Below are 25599 nucleotides of genomic sequence, written 5' to 3'. Positions count from 1 at the left end.
TTGTCCAGTGGCGGCTAGTTGTTGCAGCAAAAGGGTGTGAGCACTAGACTATGCCGCCTGTTTTTAAGTCACGAGTATACGTCATGCGCGTCGCCGATTTCTCCTTTGAACTACCTGAATCCCTGATTGCTCACTATCCCATGCCTGAGCGCAGCAGCTGTCGCTTACTGTCACTGGATGGGCCAACGGGCGAGCTGACGCACGGTACTTTCACCGATTTGCTCGACAAGCTCAACCCTGGCGATCTGCTGGTCTTTAACAATACCCGCGTGATCCCGGCGCGCCTGTTTGGCCGTAAGGCCAGCGGCGGCAAGATTGAAGTGCTGGTCGAACGTATGCTCGATGATAAACGTATTCTGGCACATATTCGCGCTTCCAAAGCGCCGAAGCCGGGCGCGGAGCTGCTGCTGGGTGATGACGAAAGCATCAAGGCGACCATGACCGCGCGCCACGACGCGCTGTTCGAGGTGGCGTTCGACGACGAGCGCACGGTGCTCGACATCCTGAACGCCATCGGCCATATGCCGCTGCCGCCGTACATTGAGCGCCCGGACGAAGAGGCCGATCGCGAGCTGTACCAGACCGTCTACAGCCAGAAGCCTGGCGCGGTCGCGGCGCCAACCGCAGGTCTGCACTTTGATGAACCGCTGCTGGAAAAGCTGCGCGCGAAGGGCGTTGAGATGGCGTTTGTGACGCTGCACGTCGGCGCGGGCACCTTCCAGCCGGTACGGGTGGACAGCATTGAAGACCACATCATGCACTCCGAGTATGCCGAAGTGCCGCAGGATGTGGTGGACGCGGTGCTGGCGGCGAAAGCGCGCGGTAGCCGCGTCGTGGCCGTCGGTACGACGTCCGTGCGTTCACTGGAGAGCGCTGCGCAGGCAGCTAAAAACGGTCTTATCGAGCCGTTCTTTGGCGATACGCAGATCTTCATCTACCCGGGCTATCAGTACAAAGTGATTGACGCGCTGGTGACCAACTTCCATCTGCCTGAATCGACGCTGATTATGCTGGTCTCTGCGTTTGCGGGTTATCAGCATACGATGAATGCGTACAAGTCTGCGGTAGAACAAAAATATCGCTTTTTTAGCTACGGGGACGCGATGTTTATCACGTACAATCCGCTGGCTTTGAATGAGCGTGTCGGGGAATAAGTCCGCGGCACCGTATGACAACGTTGGACTGTTTTTCTGACGTCGGAGAAAAAATGAAATTTGAACTCGATACCACCGATGGCCGCGCGCGTCGCGGTCGCCTGGTGTTTGATCGCGGCGTGGTGGAAACCCCCGCGTTTATGCCTGTGGGCACGTACGGCACCGTAAAAGGGATGACGCCGGAAGAAGTTGAAGCCACGGGCGCACAGATTATCCTCGGCAATACCTTCCACCTGTGGCTGCGTCCAGGTCAGGAGATCATGAAGCTCCACGGCGATCTGCACGATTTTATGCAGTGGAAAGGCCCGATCCTGACCGACTCCGGCGGCTTCCAGGTCTTCAGCCTGGGCGATATCCGCAAGATCACCGAGCAGGGCGTACACTTCCGTAACCCGATCAACGGCGATCCGATTTTCCTCGATCCCGAAAAGTCGATGGAGATTCAGTACGATCTCGGCTCCGACATCGTGATGATCTTCGACGAATGTACGCCGTACCCGGCAGACTGGGACTACGCGAAACGCTCTATGGAGATGTCTCTGCGCTGGGCGAAGCGCAGCCGCGACCGTTTTGACTCCCTGCAGAACAAAAATGCGCTGTTCGGCATCATTCAGGGCAGCGTTTACGAAGATTTACGCGATATCTCTGTTAAAGGTCTGGTAGAGATAGGTTTTGATGGCTACGCTGTCGGCGGTTTGGCTGTGGGTGAGCCGAAGGAAGACATGCACCGCATTCTGGAGCACGTCTGCCCGCAAATCCCGGCGGATAAACCACGATACCTGATGGGTGTGGGTAAACCCGAAGATCTGGTGGAAGGCGTACGTCGCGGCATTGATATGTTCGACTGCGTGATGCCAACCCGCAACGCGCGTAACGGTCATCTGTTCGTTACCGATGGCGTGGTGAAAATCCGTAACGCGAAGCATAAGAGTGACACCAGCCCGCTCGATTCCGAGTGCGATTGCTATACCTGTCGCAATTATTCTCGCGCGTATCTGCATCATCTCGATCGTTGTAATGAGATTTTGGGCGCGCGTCTCAATACGATTCATAATCTTCGCTACTATCAGCGCTTAATGTCTGGTTTACGCAAGGCTATCGAAGAGGGTAAATTAGAGAGCTTCGTGACCGATTTTTACCAACGTCAGGGGCGGGATGTTCCACCGTTGAACGTTGATTAATATTAATAATGAGGGAATTTGAATGAGCTTTTTTATTTCTGATGCGGTAGCGGCAACAGGTGCTCCGGCGCAGGGCAGCCCGATGTCTCTGATCCTGATGCTGGTTGTGTTCGGTCTGATCTTCTACTTCATGATCCTGCGCCCACAGCAGAAGCGTACCAAAGAGCACAAAAAGCTGATGGACTCCATCGCGAAAGGCGATGAAGTGCTGACCAACGGTGGTCTGGTCGGCCGCGTAACCAAAGTGGCTGAAAGCGGCTACATTGCTATCGCCCTGAACGACACCACTGAAGTGGTTATCAAACGTGACTTCGTAGCTGCCGTTCTGCCGAAAGGCACCATGAAGGCGCTGTAATCCCAACTTTTCCCAAAGGGAACTGCCGTGTTAAACCGTTATCCTTTGTGGAAGTACATCATGCTGGTCGTCGTGATTATCGTCGGCCTGCTGTACGCGCTTCCCAACCTGTATGGTGAGGATCCGGCCGTTCAAATCACTGGCGCGCGCGGTGTCGCCGCCAGTGAGCAAACGCTGATCCAGGTCCAGAAAACGTTACAAGAAGAAAAAATTACCGCTAAGTCTGTGGCTCTGGAAGAGGGTGCAATTCTTGCTCGCTTCGACACCACCGACACGCAGCTCCGCGCTCGCGAAGCGCTGATGGGCGTGCTGGGTGACAAATATGTCGTGGCGCTTAACCTTGCTCCTGCAACCCCTCGCTGGCTGGCTGCGCTGAACGCAGAGCCAATGAAGCTGGGTCTTGACCTGCGTGGCGGCGTTCACTTCCTGATGGAAGTGGATATGGATACCGCGCTCGGCAAGCTGCAGGAACAGAATATCGACAGCCTGCGCAGCGATCTGCGCGACAAAGGCATCCCATACACTACCGTGCGTAAAGAAGATAACTACGGCATGAGCATCACGTTCCGCGACAGCGCGGCGCGCGATCAGGCTGTAGATTACCTGACCCAACGTCACCGTGACCTGGTGATCACCTCTCAGGGCAGCAACCAGCTGCGTGCGGTGATGACCGATGCGCGTCTGAAAGAAGCGCGTGAATATGCCGTTCAGCAGAACATCAACATTCTGCGTAACCGTGTAAACCAGCTGGGCGTGGCTGAGCCGCTGGTACAGCGTCAGGGTGCTGACCGTATCGTGGTTGAACTGCCGGGTATCCAGGATACCGCGCGTGCGAAAGAGATCCTCGGTGCGACCGCGACGCTGGAATTCCGTCTGGTGAACTCCAATGTCGATCAGTCTGCCGCGGCGTCTGGCCGTATTCCGGGTGACTCCGAAGTGAAACAGACCCGTGAAGGTCAGCCGGTTGTGCTGTACAAGCGCGTGATCCTGACCGGTGACCACATCACCGACTCCACTTCAAGCCAGGATGAGTACAACCAGCCGCAGGTTAACATCTCGCTGGATAGCGCGGGTGGTAACATCATGTCTAACTTCACCAAGGACAACATCGGCAAACCGATGGCGACCCTGTTCGTGGAGTACAAAGACAGCGGTAAGAAAGATGCAAATGGTCGTGCGGTGCTGGTGAAAGAGGAAGAGGTGATTAACATCGCCAACATCCAGTCTCGTCTGGGTAACAGCTTCCGTATTACCGGTATTAGTAACCCGAACGAAGCGCGTCAGCTCTCGCTGCTGCTGCGTGCCGGTGCGCTGATTGCGCCAATTCAGATTGTTGAAGAACGTACCATTGGTCCAACTCTGGGTATGCAAAACATCCAGCAGGGTCTGGAAGCGTGTCTGGCCGGTCTGGCGGTCTCTATCCTCTTCATGATCTTCTTCTATAAGAAGTTCGGTCTGATTGCGACCTCCGCGCTGATTGCAAACCTGGTGCTGATCATCGGCATTATGTCCCTGCTGCCGGGGGCGACGCTGACCATGCCGGGGATTGCGGGTATCGTTCTGACCCTTGCGGTGGCGGTCGACGCCAACGTACTGATTAACGAACGTATCAAAGAAGAGTTGAGCAACGGTCGCTCTGTCCAGCAGGCGATTGACGAAGGTTATAAAGGCGCGTTCAGCTCTATCTTCGATGCGAACGTAACAACACTGATTAAGGTTCTTATCCTGTATGCAGTGGGTACTGGCGCGATCAAAGGCTTTGCGATTACCACCGGTATCGGTGTCGCAACGTCAATGTTTACCGCTATTGTCGGCACCCGTGCCATCGTGAACCTGCTGTACGGCGGCAAGCGCGTCAAAAAGCTGTCTATCTGAGGAGTGCGTTGTGGCACAGGAATATACTGTTGAACAATTGAATCATGGCCGTAAAGTCTGGGACTTTATGCGCTGGGACTACTGGGCTTTCGGCATTTCAGGTTTACTGCTGATTCTGTCCATCATCGTTATGGGCGTGAAGGGCTTTAACTGGGGGCTGGATTTCACCGGTGGTACGGTCATCGAGATCTCCCTGGAAAAACCGGTCGATATGGACCAGATGCGCGAATCGCTGCAGAAAGCGGGCTTTGAAGAGCCGCTGCTGCAGAACTTCGGCAGCAGCCGCGACATCATGGTACGTATGCCGCCGGTGCACGATGCCAACGGCAGCCAGGAGCTGGGTAGCAAGGTCGTACAGGTCATTAACGAGACCACCAGCCAGAGCGCGGCGGTCAAGCGTATTGAGTTCGTCGGCCCGAGCGTGGGTGCGGACCTGGCGCAAACCGGCGCCATGGCGCTGCTGGTGGCGCTGATCTCCATCCTGGTGTACGTCGGTTTCCGCTTCGAGTGGCGACTGGCGGCCGGTGTGGTTATCGCCCTGGCGCACGACGTGGTGATCACCATGGGCATACTGTCTCTGTTCCACATTGAGATTGACCTGACCATCGTGGCATCCCTGATGTCCGTAATCGGTTACTCACTGAACGACAGTATCGTGGTATCTGACCGTATCCGTGAAAACTTCCGTAAGATCCGTCGCGGCACGCCGTACGAAATCTTTAACGTGTCGTTGACCCAGACGCTGCATCGTACCTTGATCACCTCTGGTACTACCCTGATGGTGATCCTGATGCTGTTCCTCTTCGGTGGCCCGGTGCTGGAAGGCTTCTCGCTGACCATGCTGATCGGTGTCTCCATCGGTACGGCGTCGTCTATTTACGTGGCGTCCGCTCTGGCACTGAAACTTGGCATGAAGCGCGAGCACCTGCTCCAGCAGAAGGTCGAGAAAGAAGGGGCGGATCAGCCGTCCATTCTGCCGTAAGGCGACGTTTAGCGCGTTATCGAAATCCCGGTCTGTTGACCGGGATTTTTTTTATCTGCTCCTGACAAACACTCCTGACAGTATGCTGTCAGGAGCCCTGCCGTAGACTCCTTCTGAACCCAAACAACAGGCAGGAGGATGTATGAAAAGCGTAATTAACTGGTTTGAAATTCCGGTTTCGGATATGGATCGTGCCATTAAATTTTATGAGCCGGCGATGCAGCTCGCGCTGCGTCGCGAGAAAATGGACATTGCCGAGCTGGCGGTTTTCCCGCATGAGGATCCCGCCACCGGAGGAGCGCTGGCAAAATTTGACGGCGTTACGCCCTCTTTGCAGGGCGCTATTATTTACCTGCATACTGACAATCTGGCGGCCACGCTCGATCGCATTGCCTCTGCGGGCGGCGAGTGCGTGTTTGGCCCGCTGGAACTGCCGCATGGTATCGGCACTATCGCACTGTTTACCGACAGCGAGGGTAACCGCGTCGGCCTTCATCAACCTGTCTGAGAGCGAATGACGTTATGACCCGACGCGCTGACCGTTTGTTTCAGATTGTGCAGATCCTGCGGGGCAGGCGTCTGACAACGGCAGCGCATCTGGCGGACCGGCTTGGCGTGTCCGAGCGCACGGTCTACCGCGATATCCGCGACCTGTCGCTTTCCGGCGTGCCGGTGGAAGGCGAGGCGGGAAGCGGATATCGGCTGATGTCGGGTTTTGACCTGCCGCCGCTGATGCTGACAAATAAGGAATCCGAAGCGCTGATGGTCGCGATTCGCCTGCTCAAAACCTGGGGAGGTGAATCGCTGTCGCGCGAGCTGGAGTCGGCCCAGGAGAAGGTGCTGGCTATTCTGCCCGAGGAGAGCCGCAGAAAGGCGGAGCAAACGCGTATCTACGCCCCGGATTTTTGCATGCAAAGCCACTCCCGCAGCGATTTTGACATGATTCACCAGGCGATTTCTGCTCAGCGCGTATTAGCGCTGCATTATCGTGATGAAGCCGGGCTGCTCTCAAAACGTGAGGTACAGCCGCTGGGGTTGTTCTTCTGGGGGGAGCGCTGGCTGCTGGCGGCATGGTGTGAACGGCGCGATGACTACCGCTGTTTCCGGCTCGACCGGTGTCTCAATGTTGTAATGACGGAGAGGCGGTTCAGTGAGAGTGCGGACAGGTCTTTGGCGGATTTTTTGCGCAAGGTGAAGCAGTAAAAAGCCGGGTGGCGAGGTAAAAACAAAACGGCAACGATGTTGCCGTTTTTTGTGTTTGCGCCCTCTCCCGTGGGAGAGGGAAGGGGTGAGGGCACCAGCCCGCACAATCCCGCACGGATTAGAAGTTGTAACCCACGACCAGGTAACCACCCCAGCCGGTAGAGCGGACGCTAAAGTCGCCGTTACCGAAGTTCAGGCTCGCGTCGTCGTTCCACTGGCCACCGTTGTGCCAGTAACGCGCAACAACAGAGTAGTGCCAGTGATCGTAGTTCAGCGCCAGGATGTGGCTGGAGGCGATGGAATCGTTGGTACGCGCTTTCTTGCCGTTCAGGTCACGGAAATCGTCGTCGCCCAGGTCTGAGCCCCAGTCAAAGTTAGTGAAACCAATGTAGCTCAGATTACCGCCCCACAGCTGGGTAATTGGCACGAAGTATTTCACTTTGAAACGGTAGCCGTCCCACTCGTTTTCATTCGCTGCGCCGTAGTTCTGCCACTGGTATTTTGCATACACGTTCAGGGACAGGCTCATCGGCAGGCCGGTGTCAATGTCAGTACCCAGACCCATATACCAGGTGCTCTGACGACCGGACTTATTGCGGCCCATGTCGTAGATGTAGTTGTTCGCGAAGTACCACTCTTTGAACGGACCAAACGCCAGGCTGGTACCGGTCAGTTTGTCGATGGAGAAGCGCGGTTCAATCTCCATGAACAGTGGGGAACCGTGGTTCCAGATACCTTTCGCATCGGTGTTACCACCGAAGAACACAGGCGCATCCATATAGCCGTAGAAATCAAACCAGTCTTTCTTGGCGAACGCTTCATATTCCAGGTAGGTATCGTTGCGGATCTGCGGTCCGAAACGGGTGTGGTAGCTGCCTACCACGTTAACGCTCTGGTGCCACCAGTCGGAGAGGTATTGTGGTTTCTCGTTTTCCGCTGCGTTAACAGTGAAAGAGGAGGACAGTGCCAGAACTGCACCGGCTGCGAGTAATGTTTTTTTCATAATCATGCCACTGATTGAAATTCCCTTCCGGGAGTGAAAAATGCGCGAATTGCGTTTCTAAATATTTCGTGTTTCTGCGGTGCCTATTATAGGAATCCCTGCTCACAAAAATATGTGTTGTTTCACATATCTCTCACACGCGTAATCGATTGCGTTCACGTTTGCGTACTTTAAACGGCCGGGATTGTAGCGGCAATCATTTCTGTTGCCAATCCATACGAAATGTAAATGTTAGCGGAGTGACATTTCACTCCGCTCAAAAGGAAGGGATTACTGCGCGGCAGGTTGGATGTCGTGAATGCGGATAAAGCCTAACTGCTCAGGCGTAAGTCCGCTTAGCTGAAGTGGAATATCCACATCGCTGGGCGCTAACACGCTGGCCGGAGCGGTGAACAGCTGGTTCTTCACGTTCACCTCCTGGTAGCTCTCCGTGGTGCCCTGGATCTGGCCCCACTCTACGGTGCCGCTGAAGGCGGGCAGCGGATCGTTGGACTCACCGTGAATACGTAATGTTGCGCGCGTACCATCGGCATTCGCCGCCACATTCACCAGAGACATCTTCAGCGTGCCAATCTGGCTATTAAGCAGGGCAGGCGTATTCGCTCCTGGCAGCAGATATACCCCGCTGGTGGATTTAGCGTTCAGCGCGTTTTGCTGGGTGATCTTCACCGTTTCTTTGTTCAGTTTGTCCATCGCCGTGTTGAGCGTATTCACGCTTTGTTTCATCTGGCGGACTTCGGTTTGCTGTGCACAGGCACTAAGGGTGAAGAGGCTCCCCACCAGTAAAATTTTCAGGTAACGTCTTGTCATAGCGTTTATTCCTTGAAATGACGGATCCCCATAATGGTAGCCAGCAACGTACCGCCGGACATAGATCCTTTATCTCAAAAAAGCTCCTCCTTTGTTGTCGGGCCAGATCAGGGTAAAATGAAAATCAGTTAACCAGATAACAGGGATACCGTATGCATTGCCCATTCTGCTCCGCTGTGGATACCAAAGTCATCGACTCTCGCCTTGTGGGCGAAGGGTCTTCTGTGCGCCGTCGTCGGCAGTGTCTGGTGTGCAACGAGCGTTTCACGACCTTTGAGGTTGCAGAGCTGGTAATGCCGCGCGTGGTAAAAAGTAACGACGTGCGCGAGCCGTTTAACGAAGAGAAACTGCGCAGCGGAATGCTGAAGGCCCTCGAAAAACGGCCCGTCAGCGCGGATGATGTCGAAATGGCGTTAAACCACATTAAATCTTACCTGCGTGGCCTGGGCGAGCGTGAAGTGCCGAGCAAAATGATCGGCAACCTGGTGATGGAGCAGCTGAAAAAGCTCGATAAGGTCGCCTATATCCGCTTCGCCTCTGTCTACCGCAGTTTCGAAGATATCAAAGAGTTTGGCGAAGAGATCGCCCGCTTACAGGATTAAGCCCATGCAGGATGAGAAGTACATGGCGCGAGCCATGAAGCTGGCGCAGCGCGGTCGTTTTACCACCCATCCTAACCCCAACGTCGGGTGCGTTATCGTGAAAGATGGCGAGATCGTGGGGGAAGGGTTTCACTATCGCGCAGGCGAGCCGCATGCTGAAGTGCATGCCCTGCGTATGGCTGGGGAGAAAGCGCGAGGTGCGACGGCCTACGTGACGCTGGAGCCATGCAGCCACCACGGGCGCACGCCGCCGTGCTGTGAAGCGCTGATTGCGGCAGGGGTTTCGCGCGTGGTCGCCGCTATGCAGGATCCTAACCCGCAGGTGGCGGGCCGCGGCCTGTATCGTCTGCAACAGGAAGGGATCGACGTCAGCCACGGCCTGATGATGAAAGATGCGGAAGCCATCAACAAAGGCTTCCTGAAGCGCATGCGCACCGGTTTTCCGTATATCCAGCTTAAGCTGGGCGCCTCGCTGGACGGCCGTACGGCAATGGCGAACGGTGAAAGCCAGTGGATCACCTCGCCGCAGGCAAGGCGCGATGTGCAACGTCTGCGCGCGCAAAGCCATGCTATCCTCACCAGCAGTGAAACCGTTCTGGCTGACGATCCGGCCATGACCGTGCGCTGGGATGAGCTGAATGCCGATACCCAGGCGCTTTATCCGCAGGAGAACCTGCGCCAGCCGCTGCGTATTATTATTGATAGCCAGAACCGCGTGACCCCGGCGCACCGCATCGTGCAGCAGCCGGGTGAAACCTGGATTGCGCGCACCAAAGAAGATACGCGCGAATGGCCGGAAGGCGTGCGCAGCATTATGGTGCCGGAGCATAACGGACATCTGGATCTCGTGGTGCTGATGATGTTGCTCGGCAAGCAGCAGGTGAACAGTATCTGGGTCGAAGCCGGTCCGACGCTCGCCGGCGCGCTGCTCCAGGCGGGGCTGGTGGATGAACTGCTCGTCTACGTTGCGCCTAAACTGTTAGGTCATGATGCGCGCGGCCTGTTTGTGCTGCCTGGCCTTGAAAAACTGGCCGACGCACCGCAACTCACATTCAGCGAGATTCGTCCGGTGGGTCCGGATGTCTGCCTCCATTTAACGACAGCGTAATTGCTCCCGAAATAGGGAAGCAGTGCGCAAAGTATTATGATAAAATCCGCCCCCCTGCGGGGCCAAATGAACCCGTAAAGGAAGAGTATGAACATTATTGAAGCTGCTGTAGCTACCCCGGACGCTCGCGTCGCCATCACCATTGCGCGTTTCAACAACTTCATCAACGATAGCCTGCTGGAAGGTGCGATTGACGCCCTGAAACGTATCGGCCAGGTTAAAGATGACAACATTACCGTTGTTTGGGTTCCAGGCGCTTATGAACTGCCACTGGCGGCGGGCGCGCTGGCGAAAACCGGTAAATACGACGCGGTGATTGCGCTGGGTACCGTTATTCGTGGCGGCACTGCGCACTTCGAATACGTTGCGGGCGGTGCAAGCAACGGTCTGGCACACGTTGCGCAGGATGCTGAAATTCCTGTCGCGTTCGGCGTGCTGACCACCGAAAGTATTGAACAAGCCATCGAACGTGCTGGCACCAAAGCCGGTAACAAAGGTGCAGAAGCTGCACTGACCGCGCTTGAAATGATCAATGTATTGAAAGCCATTAAGGCCTGATTTTTTTGTAAGGGGAATTCCGTGAAACCTGCTGCTCGTCGCCGCGCCCGTGAATGTGCCGTCCAGGCACTTTACTCCTGGCAGTTGTCCCAGAACGACATCGCTGATGTTGAATACCAGTTCCTGTCAGAACAGGACGTGAAAGACGTTGACGTTCTGTACTTCCGTGAACTGCTGTCGGGAGTGGCGACTAATAGCGCGTATCTCGATGGCCTGATGAAGCCATACCTGTCCCGTCTGCTCGAAGAGCTGGGCCAGGTGGAAAAAGCAGTGTTGCGTATCGCGCTGTTTGAGCTGTCTAAACGTGATGATGTGCCGTACAAAGTGGCCATCAACGAAGCGATCGAACTGGCGAAAACCTTCGGCGCTGAAGACAGCCACAAGTTCGTTAACGGCGTACTTGATAAAGCCGCACCTGCGATCCGTCCCCACAAAAAGTGATCCGCAAACCGGAGTTCTGCATTGCCTGACGGGCAGTGCGGCTCCGGTTTTTTCTTTTATTTGCTGAGGCATAACGTATGGCATGCGGCGAATTCTCCCTGATTGCCCGTTATTTCGACCGTGTCAGAACCTCTCGTCTTGATGTTGAAACCGGCATTGGCGATGACTGTGCACTTCTCAATATTCCTGAAAAGCAGACGCTGGCAATCAGCACCGACACCTTAGTGTGCGGACGTCATTTCTTACCTGATATCGATCCTGCCGATCTGGCGTATAAAGCGCTGGCGGTCAACGTCAGCGATCTGGCGGCAATGGGTGCCGACCCGGCCTGGCTGACGCTGGCCCTGACGCTGCCGGAGGTGGATGAAGCCTGGCTTGAAGCGTTCAGCGATGCGCTGTTTGAACAGCTGAACTACTACGATATGCAGCTGATTGGCGGCGATACGACTGCCGGGCCGCTGTCGATGACGCTGGCGATCCACGGCTATGTGCCGCTCGGTCGCGCGCTGAAGCGCTCGGGCGCTAAACCGGGCGACTGGATCTACGTGACCGGTACGCCGGGAGACAGCGCGGCAGGGCTGGCGATCCTTCAGGATCGCTTAAACGTGAAGGACGCTGACGATGCGGCGTATCTGGTGAAGCGCCACCTGCGCCCGACACCGCGTATTCTGCACGGTCAGGCGCTGCGCGAGCGGGCCAGTTCGGCTATCGATCTCTCTGACGGTCTCATCTCGGACCTCGGCCATATCCTGAAGGCCAGCGGAGTGGGCGCGCGCGTTGACCTGGATCTGTTCCCGCTGTCGGAGCAACTGCTTCGCCATGTGGAGCCTGAGCAGGCGCTGCGCTGGGCGCTCTCCGGTGGGGAAGACTACGAGCTGTGTTTCACGGTGCCAGAGCTGAACCGTGGAACGCTGGATGTGGCATTGGCCCATCTTGGCGCAAAGTTTACCTGCATCGGTCAGATCATGCCGGAGAGTGAAGGGCTGAAGTTTGTGAAAGACGGTGCGCCCGTTACGCTGGACTGGAAAGGGTACGATCACTTCGGGTAAGTTTGTGCGCTCAGCATTGCCGGGTAAGCGTACGCCACCCGGCAAGTGTTTACTTAAACCCCACCACCGGATGCTGCTGATACGGCGTCTCCAGCTCGGCAACCTGCTCCGGCGTCAGCGATAAATCCACCGCGCTTAACAACTCGTCCAGCTGTTCTTCCCGCGATGTACCAATAATCGGTGCGGCGACACCCCGCTTGCCCAGCAGCCACGCCAGCGCCACCTGCGCGCGCGTTGCGCCGATATCGTCGGCGATCCCGGCTAAACGTTCGGCAATCAGCGCATCGCTGGCTTCGGTACCGGAATAAAGATTTTTACCCACTTCATCCGATACCAGCCGCGCCGTGGTTTCTCCCCACGGACGGGTTAAGCGTCCGCGCGCCAGCGGGCTCCACGGGATCACCGCCACGCCTTCCTGGTAGCAGAGCGGCAGCATCTCGCGTTCTTCTTCCCGGTAAATCAGGTTGTAGTGATCCTGCATGGTGACAAAGCGCGCCCAGCCGTGCTGCGCCTGGAGATCGAGCGCCTGAGCAAACTGAGATGCGTGCATTGACGACGCGCCGATATAGCGCGCTTTACCCGCTTTCACGACATCGTTCAGCGCTTCAAGGGTTTCTTCAATTGGCGTGTTGTAATCCCAGCGGTGAATTTGCAGCAGGTCGACGTAATCCATGTTCAGGCGTCTGAGGCTGTCATCAATGGAGCGCAGGATCTGCGCGCGAGAGAGGCCTTCAGCCAGATCGCCTGACGGGTAGTACACCTTGGTGGCGACCACAATCTCATCCCGACGGGCAAAATCACGCAGAGCGCGGCCCATAATCTCTTCGCTGCTGCCGTCAGAGTAGCTGTTGGCGGTATCGAAGAAGTTGATGCCGCCGTCTATGGCGCGCTTGATGATAGGGCGGCTGCTCTCTTCCGGCAGCGTCCAGGCGTGATTTCCCCGGTCAGGCTCGCCAAAGGTCATGCAGCCCAGGCAAAGCCGGGACACCCTGAGGTCCGTTTTTCCTAATGTCGTGTATTGCATGGTTCCGCTCCTGCTGTTTAAACAATACGTTTAAGCATAGCAGGAGCAGAAAAGGGGAGGGATCAGGCCAGCCAGCTGCGGATTCTGGCTTCGATACCGGCGGCGTCCAGGCCGATGTCGGCGCGCGCCTCGTCCTGAGTGCCTTGCGGGATGAAGTGGTCCGGCAGGCCGAGGTTCAGCACCGGAACCAATTTACGGTTCGCCATCAGTACCTCGTTAACGCCGCTGCCCGCGCCACCCATGATGGCGTTCTCTTCCAGCGTGACCAGCACGTCGTGGCTTTCCGCCATGCTCAGAATCAGAGACTCATCGAGCGGCTTCACAAAGCGCATATCCACCAGCGTCGCGTTCAGGATTTCAGCGACTTTTGCCGCTTCCGGCATCAGCGTACCAAAGTTCAGGATCGCCACTTTTTCGCCGCGACGTTTCACCAGACCTTTACCGATCTCGAGTTTTTCCAGCGGCTGAAGTTCAACGCCAAGGGCATTGCCGCGCGGATAACGTACCGCGCAGGGGCCGTCCTGATAGTGGTAGCCGGTATACAGCATCTGACGACACTCGTTTTCGTCGCTTGGCGTCATGATGACCATGTCCGGGATGCAGCGCAGGAAGGAGAGATCAAACGCCCCCTGGTGCGTCTGGCCGTCAGCCCCCACGATGCCCGCGCGATCGATAGCAAACAGCACCGGCAGCTTCTGGATGGCAACGTCATGGATCACCTGGTCGTAGGCGCGCTGCAGGAAGGTGGAATAAATCGCCACCACCGGCTTGTAGCCGCCAATCGCCAGCCCTGCCGCAAAGGTGACCGCGTGCTGCTCGGCAATGGCGACGTCAAAATACTGGTCCGGGTATTTTTTGGAGAACTCGACCATGCCGGAGCCTTCACGCATAGCAGGCGTGACCGCCATCAGCTTGTTATCTTTTGCCGCCGTCTCGCACAGCCAGTCGCCAAAGATTTTTGAGTAGCTTGGCATTCCGCCGCTGCTTTTCGGCAGGCAGCCGCTGGTATGGTCGAACTTTGGCACCGCGTGGAAGGTGATCGGATCTTTCTCCGCCGGTTCGTAGCCACGCCCTTTTTTGGTCATGATGTGCAGGAACTGCGGGCCTTTCAGGTCGCGCATGTTTTTAAGCGTGGTCACCAGACCCAGCACATCGTGCCCGTCCACCGGGCCGATATAGTTAAAGCCCAGCTCTTCGAACAGCGTGCCCGGCACGACCATGCCTTTGATGTGTTCTTCGGTACGCTTGAGCAGCTCTTTGATCGGCGGCACGCCGGAGAAAACTTTTTTCCCGCCTTCCCGCAGCGACGAGTAAAGCTTGCCGGAAAGCAGCTGCGCCAGATGGTTGTTCAGCGCGCCGACGTTCTCGGAGATCGACATTTCGTTATCGTTGAGGATAACCAGCATGTCCGGCTTGATATCGCCCGCGTGGTTCATGGCTTCAAAAGCCATCCCGGCGGTGATCGCCCCGTCGCCAATCACGCAGACGGTGCGGCGCTGCTTGTTCTCTTTCTCGGCAGCAACGGCAATACCGATGCCCGCGGAAATGGAGGTCGATGAGTGGCCGACGCTCAGCACGTCATACTCGCTCTCACCGCGCCACGGGAACGGGTGCAGGCCGCCTTTCTGACGAATGGTGCCAATTTTATCGCGACGTCCGGTCAGAATTTTGTGCGGATAAGCCTGGTGGCCCACGTCCCAGATAAGCTGATCGAACGGCGTGTTATAGACGTAATGCAACGCCACGGTCAGCTCAACCGTGCCAAGCCCGGAGGCGAAGTGGCCGCTGGAGCGGCTAACGCTGTCGAGCAGGTAACGACGCAGCTCGTCACACAGCTTCGGCAGACTCTCTTTCGGCAACAGACGTAACTCCTGGGTGGAGTCAACTAACGCCAGTGTCGGGTATTTGGCAATATCAAAACTCATCAAAGGCTCATCGAGATATATAGTTTATTTATCACGCTGGATTATATAGTCCGCTAGCGCTTCCAGTGCCGAGGTATCCAGCGATTGCGCGGCCAGCTCATTCAGCGACTGGCGGGCATCGTCAATCAGATCCCGGGCTTTACGTTGGGCTTGCTCAAGACCCAGCAGGGCGGGATAGGTACTTTTGCCAAGCTGCTGGTCCGCACCCTGACGTTTACCCAATGTTGCAGTATCGCCCACCACATCCAGAATGTCATCCTGAACCTGGAATGCCAGACCGATACTTTCTGCGTATCTGTCCAGAATCGGCAGGGCTTTGCGCCCTTGCTCACCCGCGCTCAGCGCGCCCAGGCGAACGGCGGAACGAATAAGCGCGCCCGTCTTATGGCGATGAATACGCTCCAGCTGTTCCAGATTAACCTGACGTCCTTCCGCTTCAAGATCCAGCGCCTGACCGCCGCACATGCCGGCCACGCCGCTGGCCATTGCCAGTTCGGAGATCATCGCCAGGCGGTCGCGGTCGGCCACTTCCACCATCGGCGCATCACTGAGAATCGAGAACGCCAGCGTCTGCAAGGCATCGCCCGCCAGAATGGCATTCGCCTCGCCAAACTTAATGTGGCAGGTTGGCTGACCCCGGCGCAGATCGTCGTCGTCCATCGCCGGGAGATCGTCGTGGATCAGCGAGTAGGCATGGATGCACTCCACGGCGGCAGCCGGGGCGTCCAGCGTATTATCGCTGATGCCAAACATGTTGCCCGTGGCATACACCAGGAACGGACGCAGGCGTTTTCCCCCTAAGAGTGCGCCATAGTGCATGGCTTCAACCAGTGGAGTGTTCTGAAAAGGCTGCGGCTCAATAAAACGGCGCAGGGCGTCGTTGGCGCGAACGACGCGCGCCTGAAGCGCGTTGGTAAAATCCATTTACTCGGCGTCCGGTGTGAATGGCGTGGTTTTAGCGTCTTCGCTGTCGGAAAGCAGGATCTGCACACGCTGCTCGGCCTGCTGGAGTTTTACCTGCCCCTGGCGCGCAAGCTGCACACCGCGCTCAAATTCGTTGAGGGCGTCTTCCAGCGGTAAATCGCCGCTCTCGAGGCGGGTAACAATCTGCTCAAGCTCACTCAGCGCAGTTTCAAAACTGGCCGGTGCGTCGTTCTTCTTCGGCATAGTGAATTAACTCTTATATTCTTCGCCCCAACATGGTAACGGACTCGGGGCAATTATCAAATAACGCGAGTGGCGCGATGGTGGTATACTTGCGCGCCTGGATGCAGCCACGGGTGTGGGCTGCTGTATCATTTTCCACTACAAGCCTTTATAAGCTTGCCTAAGAAACATTGCCGCCATGAAGTTTATCATTAAATTGTTCCCTGAAATCACCATCAAAAGCCAATCTGTGCGTTTGCGCTTTATTAAAATTCTCACCGGGAACATTCGTAACGTATTAAAACACTACGACGAAACGCTCGCCGTAGTGCGTCACTGGGACCACGTTGAAGTCCGCGCGAAAGACGAAAGCAAACGCCTTGATATTCGCGACGCGCTGACCCGTATTCCAGGTATTCACCATATTCTGGAAGTGGAAGACGTTCCGTTCAGCGATATGCACGATATCTTCGAAAAGGCGCTGGTACAGTACCGCGATCAGATCGAAGGCAAAACCTTCTGCGTGCGCGTGAAGCGTCGCGGTAAGCACGAGTTCAGCTCGATTGAAGTCGAGCGCTACGTTGGCGGCGGTCTGAACCAGCACGTTGAGACGGCGCGCGTGCGCCTGACTAACCCGGACGTCACCGTTAACCTTGAGATCGAGAACGATCGTCTGCTGCTGGTTAAGGGCCGTTATGAAGGTATTGGCGGTTTCCCGATCGGCACGCAGGAAGATGTGCTGTCGCTGATCTCCGGCGGCTTCGACTCCGGCGTCTCCAGCTATATGCTGATGCGTCGCGGCTGCCGCGTGCACTACTGCTTCTTCAACCTCGGCGGCGCGGCGCATGAAATTGGCGTTCGTCAGGTGGCGCATTACCTGTGGAACCGCTTCGGCAGCTCCCACCGCGTGCGTTTTGTGGCGATCAACTTTGAGCCGGTAGTGGGCGAAATCCTTGAAAAAGTGGATGACGGCCAGATGGGCGTGATCCTCAAACGTATGATGGTTCGCGCGGCGTCCAAAGTCGCCGAGCGCTATGGCGTGCAGGCGCTGGTCACCGGCGAAGCGCTGGGCCAGGTCTCCAGCCAGACGCTGACCAACCTGCGTCTGATCGACAACGTATCAGATACGCTGATCCTGCGTCCGCTGATCTCCCACGATAAAGAGCACATCATCGACCTGGCGCGCGAAATCGGCACCGAAGACTTTGCCCGCACCATGCCGGAATACTGCGGAGTGATCTCAAAAAGCCCAACCGTCAAGGCTGTGAAGGCGAAGATCGAAGCGGAAGAAGAGAACTTCGATTTCAGCATCCTGGAAAGAGTGGTGGCAGAAGCGTCCAACATCGACATCCGCGAGATTGCCCAGCAGACCGAGCAGGAAGTGGTTGAAGTGGAAACCGTGAGCGGTTTCGGTGCGAACGATGCGATTCTGGATATCCGCTCCATTGACGAGCAGGATGACAAGCCGCTGAAGGTTGAAGGCGTAGAGGTGGTTTCTCTGCCGTTCTACAAGCTGAGCACTAAGTTTGGCGACCTTGATCAGAGCAAAACGTATCTGCTGTGGTGTGAGCGCGGGGTGATGAGCCGCCTGCAGGCGCTGTACCTGCGCGAGCAGGGATTCGCGAATGTGAAGGTGTATCGTCCGTAGCGTGCGGCCTGGTGCCCTCACATTAAAAACGGCAACCAAAGGTTGCCGTTTTGCTTTTAGCTCGCGCCACCCGGCTTTTTTTATGCACTACTCTTCATAGTAATTATAAATCCCCGCCGGCATCACCAGCGACGACGCCACTTCGTAGGCCTTCTCCCGCCCGACCAGCAGATCAATAATCTTTAAGCCAAAATCAATCGCGGTGCCGGGTCCCTGGCTGGTCAGCAGGTTGACGCGCGGATCCCAGACGACGCGTTTATCCACCCAATGCTCTTCCGGGATCGTATCCTTAAGCCCCGGGAAGCCGGTCATATTGCCGATGGGGAAGATGTCGTGCGGAATCAGAACCGTTCCAGCGGCGGCACAGATTGCCGCGACGATACGGCCGGACAGATGAAACTGACGCACGGTTTCAACCAGCAGCGGGCTGTCGCGGAAACATTCCGCGCCTTTTAAGCCGCCGGGCAGGACGATGATGTCGTAATCGCCGTCAGCAACCTGGACAAGCGGTGCGTCTGCCAGGATTTTCACCCCTCGTGAACAGGTGATTGCCAGATTGCCGTCGCTGGCTACGCTGGCGGTTGTTACCTTAATGCCGCCACGTACCAGTAAATCAATGGTGGTGACCGCTTCCATCTCTTCGCTACCAGGAGCGAGGCAAATCAGTGCGGACGCGCTCATATTCACTCTCCTTACGTTTAACCAGGTCATACAGACGGGCGTTTTCCGGCACGGCGATGCCGTGTGAGCGGGCGCGCTTTAGCAGATAGCCGGTAATGTAATCTATCTCCGTATGGCGTAATGCCCGAACGTCCTGCAGCATCGAGGAGATATTCTCAGCCGTACTCTCAATAACCTGCTCGACATAACAGCGTAAATCCTCTGCTGAGGTGTGCAGGCCTTCTCGCTCAATGACCGACGCGACTTCTGCACACAGGGATGCCACCTCCTGCGGATGGTTTTTCAGCTCCCCGTTCGGGCAGTTCCACAGCGCCGTCAGCGGATTGATCACGCAGTTTACGGCCAGCTTGCGCCACAGCTGAGGGCGGATGTTGTTGTGCCAGGCGACGTCCGGCAAGACCTTTTGCAGAACATCGGCCAGATAGCTGTAGTCGCCATCCTGTGTTCTGGCCGGGCCGATGTGCGTCACGCCGCTGGCGACATGCACGATAATAGTCCCGTCGCGACGCGCAGCGTGGGTGGTGGTCGCCATTAGCAGAGGCTGCGGGACGCTTTTCAGCTCATCAAGGGTTCCCATACCGTTATGCAGCAGCAGAATGGGGGACGTGGAGGGGAGCTGCGCGGCCAGAGTCTTAACCGCATCTGAGACCTGCCACGCCTTGAGCGTCACCAGCAACAGGTCGCTTTGCGCCAGGAAATCAGGATCGTTCGCGGTGAGGGATTCGTTAAAAATGCTTCCGTCTTCACCAATCAGGTTGACACTGCAATAGGGCTGGGGCACGCGCAGCCAGCCCTGAACCTCATGTCCGTGCTTGCACAGCGCGGTCAGCCACAGCTGGCCGAGCGCTCCGCATCCGAGCACCGTAATTTTCATTGTTCCTCCTCACCTGCAACTGCGCCAGGTGTTACAGCTTAATTATACAGCTAAGCTTCTGTTGAGTTATGCCTCGTAGCGGGTATTATGCAACGCAACAAAAGTGAAGGGAGAAGAAAAGATGCCATCTTTCGATATTGTTTCCGAAGTTGATATCCAGGAAGTTCGCAACGGCGTTGAGAACGCAACCCGCGAAGTTGAGTCACGTTTCGATTTTCGCGGCGTTGAGGCGTCGTTTGAGCTGAACGACGCAAATAAGACCATTAAGGTGCTGAGCGAGTCTGATTTCCAGGTGAATCAGCTGCTCGACATTCTGCGCGCCAAGCTGTTAAAACGTGGCATCGAAGGAACGTCTCTGGACGTGCCGGACGAGTTTGTCCACAGCGGTAAGAACTGGTTTGTAGAAGCCAAACTGAAGCAGGGCATCGAGAGCGCGGTGCAGAAGAAGATCGTTAAGCTTATCAAAGACAGCAAGCTGAAGGTGCAGGCGCAGATCCAGGGCGAAGAAATTCGCGTAACCGGAAAATCTCGCGACGATCTCCAGTCCGTGATGGCGCTGGTGCGCGGCGGGGATTTAGGACAGCCGTTCCAGTTTAAAAACTTCCGCGATTAAGACAAAAAAGCCCGGTTCAACCGGGCTTTTTTTCACGCTTTGAGCGCCTGCTCGACCTCAAAGCGGTTGGTCACTTTGCTGTCAATTTTGACATAAGCGCTGCGCTCTTCGGGGACAATCAGCACCTCTGTGACCCCTTCTTTTCCTTCCAGACGCTGCTTCAGCGCGTCGCTAATCTCCACGTCATCCGGGATTTCTACCCGCAGGCTGCTCACGTAGCGTGGCTCTTTCATGGTGCTGGCAACCAGCAGCCAGACTGTTGCCAGCAGCGCGCCCGCGAGAAACACGGTTTGTGAATCAAACAGGCCGTCGACCCAGCCGCCAAGCGAGCCGCCGATCGCCACGCCGAGAAACTGGCTGGTGGAGTAAATGCCCATCGCGGTGCCTTTGTATCCTGCCGGAGACTCTTTGCTGATCAGCGACGGCAGCAGCGCTTCCATCAGATTAAACGCCAGGAAGAACAGCTGTACGCCTGCGATCAGCTCCCAGAAGTGCGGGCCAGCGCCCCAGAGCACGATCTCGGCAATCAGCAGTAACGCCACGCAGCCCACGAAGACGCACTTCATTTTGCGCTTCACTTCGGCGTAGATGATGAACGGCACGACAGAGACAAACGAAATCAGCATCGTGACCAGATAAATTTTCCAGTGCTCGGCCGCCGGGAAACCTGCTGCGGCAAGCTGGCCGGGCAGGGCGACGAAGGTGGACATCAGCAGAATATGCAGGCACATAATGCCGAAGTTAAGCTTTAGCAGACGCGGCTCGGCGATGACTTTGCTAAAGCAGCCTTTAACCATCCCGGATTCACGGTTAAGGACATGATTTTTACTGTCTGGCACAACCCACAGGGTGAGTGCGATCCCGATGGTCGCCAGCACCGCAATCATCCAGAACAGGGCGTGCAGACCCAGTTTGTGCGTAATGATGGGACCGAGCACCATCGCAATCGCAAACGTTACGCCAAAGCTCACGCCGATGAACGCCATCGCTTTGGTGCGGTTTTGCTCGCGGGTTAAATCTGACAGCAGCGCCATCACCGCGGCGGCAATCGCACCGGAGCCCTGCAGGGCGCGGCCCAAAATAATGCCCCAGATGGAGTGGGAGAGGGCGGCAATAACGCTCCCGAGCACAAAGACCAGCAGCCCGCCGACAATCAGCGGCTTGCGGCCCACCCGATCAGAGAGCAGGCCAAAGGGGATCTGGAAAATTGCCTGCGCCAGGCCGTAGATACCGATCGCCAGACCAATCAGCGCTTCGCTGGCACCCTGTAACGCCATGCCGTACGTGGTCAGAACGGGCAGGACCATAAACATGCCAAGCATCCGCAGCGAGAAAACAGTCCCTAAACCCCAGGTCGCACGCAGCTCGCCCGGCGTCATTTTATAATCGTTCATTACCACCTCAGTTCAAAAGCAGGCCATAGTGTAGTGCGGGGAAGGGGCGGGGTAAATAAAGGCTTATTTAACAAATATTACATGCCTAATTAATAGATTTCGTGAATAAAAAAGGGTGCCGAAGCACCCTTTTCATCATCACATAAACTTACCAGACGTAAGTCAGCAGGTTTTGCGAGTCCGGCACCATGAAGTCTACGGACATCATCACGGACAGGGAGGTGATGGCGACAATCGAGAACACAAACAGCTTGCGCGCCCAGACTTTGTCATCTTCCACCTTGTAGCCGCGCAGGGCCATGCCGAGCCACCAGACGCTCACCGCGGCTGCTACCACCAGATATTTATATCCGGCGTAACCGCCCAGAGAGAGCATCAGCGTTGCCACGGCAAAGGCGATGATATACAGCGTGATGTGGTTCTTGGCAACCGAGATACCTTTCACGACCGGCAGAACCGGAATGTTCGCCGCCTGATAATCCTTGAAGCGGAAAATCGCGATGGCATAGGAGTGCGGCATCTGCCACAGGCTAAAGATAGCCAGCAGGATGAGCGCACCGCTGTCGAACTCGTTCGTGACGGCGCAGTAGCCAATCACCGGCGGCGCAGCGCCGGAGAGAGAACCAATCAGCGTGCCGTAAACGGAGTGACGCTTCATATACAGGCTGTAGACGCCTACATACACCACGAACCCCATCACCCCCAGCCAGCAGGCCAGCGGGTTAGCACCAAACCACAGCAGCATAAAGCCAGCAATACCCAGCAAGGTGGCGTACACCAGCGAGACGGAAGGGGCAATCAGGCCTTTAACCAGCACCCGATTCTTGGTCCTTTCCATCTTCTTGTCGATATCCATGTCGATGTAGTTGTTAAATACACAACCGGACGCAACCACCAGTGACACACCGACCAGCGTGTAAATAAAGAGGGTGTAATCAATGCTGCCTTTAGAGGCCAGCAGGAACCCTCCGATTACGGAGATCAGGTTGCCAAAGATGATGCCTGGTTTCGTGACTTGCAGGTATTGCTTAAACATACTCGCCGCTCTTAGTGAACCATCATGTTGTAGTTGAGGTTCCACATAATCCAGATGGAACCGACTACCAGGATAGCGATGATAATCACGGTAAAGATAAAGGCAGTCATATTCCAGCCTTCATCGGACTTGGTGTTCATGTGCAGGAAGCAAACCAGATGCACCAGAATCTGAATCACCGCGGTCACCAGGATTGCTCCCAGGATAACCGGCTTGGACGCAGAACCGCTCATCACCATCCAGAACGGGATCACCGTCAGGATGATCGACAGGATGAAACCTGTCATGTAGGTTTTTACGCTGCCGTGGGAAGCGCCATGATCGTTAGAATGACTCATTACATCGCCCCCATCAGATAGACAACAGAGAACACGCAGATCCATACCACGTCCAGGAAGTGCCAGAACAGGCTCAGGCACATGATACGGGTACGGTTAGTGCTGGTCAGGCCGCGGCGGGAGATCTGGAACATCAGTACTGCCATCCAGATCAGACCCGAGGTCACGTGCAGACCGTGGGTACCCACCAGCGCGAAGAACGCGGACAGGAAGCCACTGCGATCCGGACCGAAGCCTTCCATAATCAGGTGGTGGAATTCATAGATTTCCATCCCGATAAAGCCAGCACCAAACAGCCAGGTCAACGCCAGCCAGGAGACAACCTGGCTCTTGTTGTTTTTGTACATGGCGATAGCCGCCATGCCGTAGGTGATGGAGCTGAATAACAGCAGTGCGGTTTCAACCAGAACGAACGGCAGTTCAAAGATGTCCTTGCCGGTCGGGCCGCCCGCTGTGCCGTTCACCAGAACGGCATAGGTCGCGAACAGACAGCAGAACAGAATGCAGTCGCTCATCAGGTAGATCCAGAAACCGAAGACTTTGGTCGGTCCTGTATCATGGTGCGCATGTTCATGCGCGTGGGCAGTTGAGTGCGCCAGAGTATCAGTTGCCATTTTTCAGCCCCGCTTTAGAAATCTCGTCGAAATGCTGATTTTCCAGCTTTTCAACTTCACGGACTGGTACGTAGTAGTCCACGTCCTCGTCAAAGCTCTTCACAATCCAGCTGATTACGATGCCAGCGAAGCCAACAATCGCCATCCACCAGATGTGCCAGATCATTGCGAAACCAAATACCGTTGCGAAAGCGGCAATCACGATGCCCGCAGCGCTGTTTTTCGGCATATGGATCTCTTCGTAATGCTCAGGTTGCTTGTACGCTTCACCTTTTTCTTTCATTTCCCAGAATGCGTCACGCTCGTGAATGTGCGGCACTACGGCAAAGTTATAGAACGGTGGTGGAGAAGAGGTTGCCCACTCCAGCGTACGGCCACCCCATGGGTCACCGGTCAGGTCGCGGTTCAGGTTACGGTCGCGGATGGACACGTAGTACTGAATCAGCTGGCACAGAATACCGCAGGCAATCAGCGCTGCACCGCCCGCTGCAACCATCAGCATTGGGTGGAACTGCGGATCGATCTGCTGGCTCAGACGACGGGTCATACCCATGAAGCCCAGCACGTACAGCGGCATAAACGCCACGAAGAAGCCAATGATCCAGAACCAGAACGCGCGTTTACCCCAGGTTTCGTTCAGCGTGAAGCCAAACGCCTTAGGCCACCAGTAAGTCACACCTGCGAAGCAGCCGAAGACCACGCCGCCGATAATAACGTTATGGAAGTGCGCAATCAGGAACAGGCTGTTGTGCAGAACGAAGTCAGCACCTGGCACCGCCAGCAGTACGCCGGTCATCCCACCTACGGAGAAGGTCACGATGAAGCCGATGGTCCACAGCATTGCTGAGTGGAACACGATACGGCCCTGGTACATGGTGAACAGCCAGTTGAAGATCTTCACCCCGGTAGGGATGGCGATAATCATGGTGGTGATACCGAAGAAGGCGTTTACGTTCGCGCCCGCACCCATGGTAAAGAAGTGGTGCAGCCAAACGATGAACGACAGAACGGTAATACACACGGTTGCCCACACCAGAGAGGTGTAACCAAACAGACGCTTACGCGAGAAGGTTGCCGCGATTTCGGAGAACACACCGAAGACAGGCAGAACCAGAATGTACACTTCCGGGTGACCCCAGGCCCAAATCAGGTTGATGTACATCATCATGTTGCCACCCATATCATTCGTGAAGAAATGGGTGCCCAGGTAGCGGTCCAGGGTCAGCAGCGCGATGGTGACGGTCAGAATTGGGAACGACGCGATAATCAGTACGTTGGCGCACAGAGATGCCCAGGTAAATACTGGCATCTTGAACATCGTCATACCTGGTGCACGCATCTTCAGGATGGTCACGAAGAAGTTGATACCGGTCAGGGTAGTACCGACACCGGAGAGCTGAAGCGCCCAAATCCAGTAGTCAACGCCTACACCCGGACTGTACTCAATTCCCGAAAGCGGTGGGTAAGCCAGCCAGCCGGTTTGTGCGAATTCGCCCACGCCCAGTGACAGGTTAACCAGGATAACGCCGACAACCGTGAACCAGAAGCTCAGGTTGTTCAGGAACGGGAACGCTACGTCGCGCGCGCCAATTTGCAGCGGAACGACAACGTTCATCAGACCGATTACCAGCGGCATCGCCACGAAGAAGATCATGATAACGCCGTGGGCGGTAAAGATCTGATCGTAGTGGTGCGGTGGCAGGAAGCCGGCTTCGCCCGCAGACGCGAGTGCCTGCTGGCTACGCATCATGATTGCATCCGCAAAGCCACGAATTAACATGACGATACCGACGATGCAGTACATGATACCGAGTTTTTTGTGGTCAACCGAAGTCAGCCACTCATTCCACAGGTAGCTCCACTTACCGAAGTAAGTGATCAGGCCAACTAAGGCCGCGCCACCAATGATAATTGCAGCCACCGTAACCATGATAATCGGTTCATGGTAGGGCACTGCATCCAGTGTCAATTTTCCGAACATTTTC

27 protein-coding genes are annotated in these 25599 nt (G+C 56.0%); 14 read left to right on the top strand and 13 right to left on the bottom strand.

Features of this window, described 5'->3' with window-relative positions; genetic code table 11:
* Nucleotides 1-83 precede the first annotated feature (83 nt).
* The 7 genes from queA to IM265_RS05075 all read left to right on the top strand — a co-directional run bounded on the left by queA (nucleotide 84) and on the right by IM265_RS05075 (nucleotide 6750).
* Nucleotides 84-1154, top strand: a complete 1071-nt coding sequence (gene queA / locus IM265_RS05105) for a tRNA preQ1(34) S-adenosylmethionine ribosyltransferase-isomerase QueA (protein WP_028012140.1) — start codon at nucleotides 84-86, stop codon at nucleotides 1152-1154.
* Between the two features lie 53 nt (nucleotides 1155-1207).
* Nucleotides 1208-2335, top strand: a complete 1128-nt coding sequence (gene tgt / locus IM265_RS05100; protein WP_045259930.1) for a tRNA guanosine(34) transglycosylase Tgt — start codon at nucleotides 1208-1210, stop codon at nucleotides 2333-2335.
* Between the two features lie 22 nt (nucleotides 2336-2357).
* Nucleotides 2358-2690, top strand: coding sequence for a preprotein translocase subunit YajC (gene yajC, locus IM265_RS05095; protein WP_000007630.1), 333 nt, complete (start codon nucleotides 2358-2360; stop codon nucleotides 2688-2690).
* 27 nt (nucleotides 2691-2717) lie between these two features.
* Nucleotides 2718-4565: a protein translocase subunit SecD gene (secD, locus tag IM265_RS05090; RefSeq protein ID WP_072031998.1), complete on the top strand. Its 1848-nt coding sequence runs from the start codon at nucleotides 2718-2720 to the stop codon at nucleotides 4563-4565.
* A gap of 10 nt (nucleotides 4566-4575) precedes the next feature.
* Complete coding sequence (gene secF / locus IM265_RS05085; protein WP_193031421.1) at nucleotides 4576-5547, top strand: protein translocase subunit SecF; 972 nt, start codon at nucleotides 4576-4578, stop codon at nucleotides 5545-5547.
* A 142-nt stretch (nucleotides 5548-5689) separates the two neighbouring features.
* Nucleotides 5690-6055: a VOC family protein gene (locus tag IM265_RS05080; RefSeq protein WP_193031420.1), complete on the top strand. Its 366-nt coding sequence runs from the start codon at nucleotides 5690-5692 to the stop codon at nucleotides 6053-6055.
* A gap of 14 nt (nucleotides 6056-6069) precedes the next feature.
* Nucleotides 6070-6750 (top strand): YafY family protein, encoded by a 681-nt coding sequence (locus tag IM265_RS05075; RefSeq protein ID WP_028012145.1) that lies wholly within the window; start codon nucleotides 6070-6072, stop codon nucleotides 6748-6750.
* Between the two features lie 118 nt (nucleotides 6751-6868).
* Here the strand turns inward: IM265_RS05075 and IM265_RS05070 are convergent, their stop codons facing one another.
* Together IM265_RS05070 and IM265_RS05065 are read right to left on the bottom strand one after the other, a co-directional pair.
* A complete protein-coding gene (locus tag IM265_RS05070) occupies nucleotides 6869-7753 on the bottom strand; it encodes a nucleoside-specific channel-forming protein Tsx (protein WP_028012146.1) in 885 nt (294 codons plus the stop codon).
* Between the two features lie 270 nt (nucleotides 7754-8023).
* Nucleotides 8024-8563 (bottom strand): DUF3251 domain-containing protein, encoded by a 540-nt coding sequence (locus tag IM265_RS05065; protein ID WP_028012147.1) that lies wholly within the window; start codon nucleotides 8561-8563, stop codon nucleotides 8024-8026.
* A gap of 152 nt (nucleotides 8564-8715) precedes the next feature.
* Between IM265_RS05065 and nrdR the strand changes: the two genes are divergently transcribed.
* The 5 genes from nrdR (at nucleotide 8716) to thiL (ending at nucleotide 12321) form a co-directional block, all read left to right on the top strand.
* Nucleotides 8716-9165 (top strand): transcriptional regulator NrdR, encoded by a 450-nt coding sequence (gene nrdR / locus IM265_RS05060; protein ID WP_008503337.1) that lies wholly within the window; start codon nucleotides 8716-8718, stop codon nucleotides 9163-9165.
* Between the two features lie 4 nt (nucleotides 9166-9169).
* Entirely contained in the window at nucleotides 9170-10273 is a 1104-nt protein-coding gene (ribD, locus tag IM265_RS05055; RefSeq protein WP_193031419.1) for a bifunctional diaminohydroxyphosphoribosylaminopyrimidine deaminase/5-amino-6-(5-phosphoribosylamino)uracil reductase RibD, read from the top strand.
* 87 nt (nucleotides 10274-10360) lie between these two features.
* A complete protein-coding gene (gene ribE / locus IM265_RS05050) occupies nucleotides 10361-10831 on the top strand; it encodes a 6,7-dimethyl-8-ribityllumazine synthase (protein WP_006176874.1) in 471 nt (156 codons plus the stop codon).
* A 21-nt stretch (nucleotides 10832-10852) separates the two neighbouring features.
* Complete coding sequence (gene nusB / locus IM265_RS05045) at nucleotides 10853-11272, top strand: transcription antitermination factor NusB (RefSeq protein ID WP_006809908.1); 420 nt, start codon at nucleotides 10853-10855, stop codon at nucleotides 11270-11272.
* A gap of 77 nt (nucleotides 11273-11349) precedes the next feature.
* Nucleotides 11350-12321: a thiamine-phosphate kinase gene (gene thiL, locus IM265_RS05040; protein ID WP_041911088.1), complete on the top strand. Its 972-nt coding sequence runs from the start codon at nucleotides 11350-11352 to the stop codon at nucleotides 12319-12321.
* Nucleotides 12322-12370: 49 nt separating this feature from the next.
* Here thiL and IM265_RS05035 read toward each other — a convergent pair whose 3' ends face one another.
* The 4 genes from IM265_RS05035 to xseB all read right to left on the bottom strand — a co-directional run bounded on the left by IM265_RS05035 (nucleotide 12371) and on the right by xseB (nucleotide 16437).
* On the bottom strand, nucleotides 12371-13345 hold the full coding sequence (locus IM265_RS05035) for an aldo/keto reductase (protein ID WP_126345115.1): 975 nt from the start codon (nucleotides 13343-13345) through the stop codon (nucleotides 12371-12373).
* Between the two features lie 62 nt (nucleotides 13346-13407).
* On the bottom strand, nucleotides 13408-15270 hold the full coding sequence (gene dxs, locus IM265_RS05030) for a 1-deoxy-D-xylulose-5-phosphate synthase (RefSeq protein WP_193031418.1): 1863 nt from the start codon (nucleotides 15268-15270) through the stop codon (nucleotides 13408-13410).
* 24 nt (nucleotides 15271-15294) lie between these two features.
* A complete protein-coding gene (gene ispA, locus IM265_RS05025) occupies nucleotides 15295-16194 on the bottom strand; it encodes a (2E,6E)-farnesyl diphosphate synthase (protein WP_136342923.1) in 900 nt (299 codons plus the stop codon).
* Entirely contained in the window at nucleotides 16195-16437 is a 243-nt protein-coding gene (gene xseB / locus IM265_RS05020) for an exodeoxyribonuclease VII small subunit (RefSeq protein WP_003859094.1), read from the bottom strand.
* 178 nt (nucleotides 16438-16615) lie between these two features.
* On the opposite strand from xseB, the gene thiI reads away from it, so the two are divergent.
* The gene (thiI, locus tag IM265_RS05015; protein WP_045259896.1) at nucleotides 16616-18064 is read left to right on the top strand and encodes a tRNA uracil 4-sulfurtransferase ThiI; all 1449 of its coding nucleotides are present in this window, start codon (nucleotides 16616-16618) and stop codon (nucleotides 18062-18064) included.
* An 87-nt stretch (nucleotides 18065-18151) separates the two neighbouring features.
* Here thiI and yajL read toward each other — a convergent pair whose 3' ends face one another.
* On the bottom strand, nucleotides 18152-18745 hold the full coding sequence (gene yajL, locus IM265_RS05010; RefSeq protein WP_045259897.1) for a protein deglycase YajL: 594 nt from the start codon (nucleotides 18743-18745) through the stop codon (nucleotides 18152-18154).
* A complete protein-coding gene (gene panE / locus IM265_RS05005) occupies nucleotides 18708-19619 on the bottom strand; it encodes a 2-dehydropantoate 2-reductase (protein ID WP_182033973.1) in 912 nt (303 codons plus the stop codon). Before panE ends, yajL begins: the two co-directional genes overlap by 38 nt.
* A 121-nt stretch (nucleotides 19620-19740) precedes the next feature.
* Between panE and IM265_RS05000 the strand changes: the two genes are divergently transcribed.
* Complete coding sequence (locus IM265_RS05000; RefSeq protein ID WP_023293165.1) at nucleotides 19741-20232, top strand: YajQ family cyclic di-GMP-binding protein; 492 nt, start codon at nucleotides 19741-19743, stop codon at nucleotides 20230-20232.
* A 32-nt stretch (nucleotides 20233-20264) separates the two neighbouring features.
* Here the strand turns inward: IM265_RS05000 and IM265_RS04995 are convergent, their stop codons facing one another.
* From IM265_RS04995 to cyoB, 5 genes are all read right to left on the bottom strand, one after another.
* Entirely contained in the window at nucleotides 20265-21626 is a 1362-nt protein-coding gene (locus IM265_RS04995) for an MFS transporter (protein ID WP_193031417.1), read from the bottom strand.
* A 148-nt stretch (nucleotides 21627-21774) separates the two neighbouring features.
* Nucleotides 21775-22662 carry a heme o synthase gene (gene cyoE, locus IM265_RS04990; RefSeq protein ID WP_003859062.1) on the bottom strand — a complete coding sequence of 296 codons (888 nt, stop codon included), beginning with the start codon at nucleotides 22660-22662 and terminating at the stop codon, nucleotides 21775-21777.
* Between the two features lie 11 nt (nucleotides 22663-22673).
* Nucleotides 22674-23000 carry a cytochrome o ubiquinol oxidase subunit IV gene (locus IM265_RS04985; RefSeq protein ID WP_006176899.1) on the bottom strand — a complete coding sequence of 109 codons (327 nt, stop codon included), beginning with the start codon at nucleotides 22998-23000 and terminating at the stop codon, nucleotides 22674-22676.
* Nucleotides 23000-23614, bottom strand: a complete 615-nt coding sequence (locus IM265_RS04980; RefSeq protein ID WP_003859057.1) for a cytochrome o ubiquinol oxidase subunit III — start codon at nucleotides 23612-23614, stop codon at nucleotides 23000-23002. Before IM265_RS04980 ends, IM265_RS04985 begins: the two co-directional genes overlap by 1 nt.
* Nucleotides 23604-25595, bottom strand: coding sequence for a cytochrome o ubiquinol oxidase subunit I (gene cyoB, locus IM265_RS04975; RefSeq protein ID WP_028012157.1), 1992 nt, complete (start codon nucleotides 25593-25595; stop codon nucleotides 23604-23606). The genes IM265_RS04980 and cyoB overlap by 11 nt, the downstream gene beginning before the upstream one ends.
* Between the last annotated feature and the right edge of the window lie 4 nt (nucleotides 25596-25599).

Source organism: Enterobacter cloacae complex sp. P17RS (assembly GCF_014895885.1).
Taxonomy (GTDB): Bacteria; Pseudomonadota; Gammaproteobacteria; order Enterobacterales; family Enterobacteriaceae; genus Enterobacter; species Enterobacter bugandensis.
The sequence above is the reverse complement of the archived record's forward strand: the minus strand, read 5'-3'. Positions and strand labels throughout refer to the sequence as shown.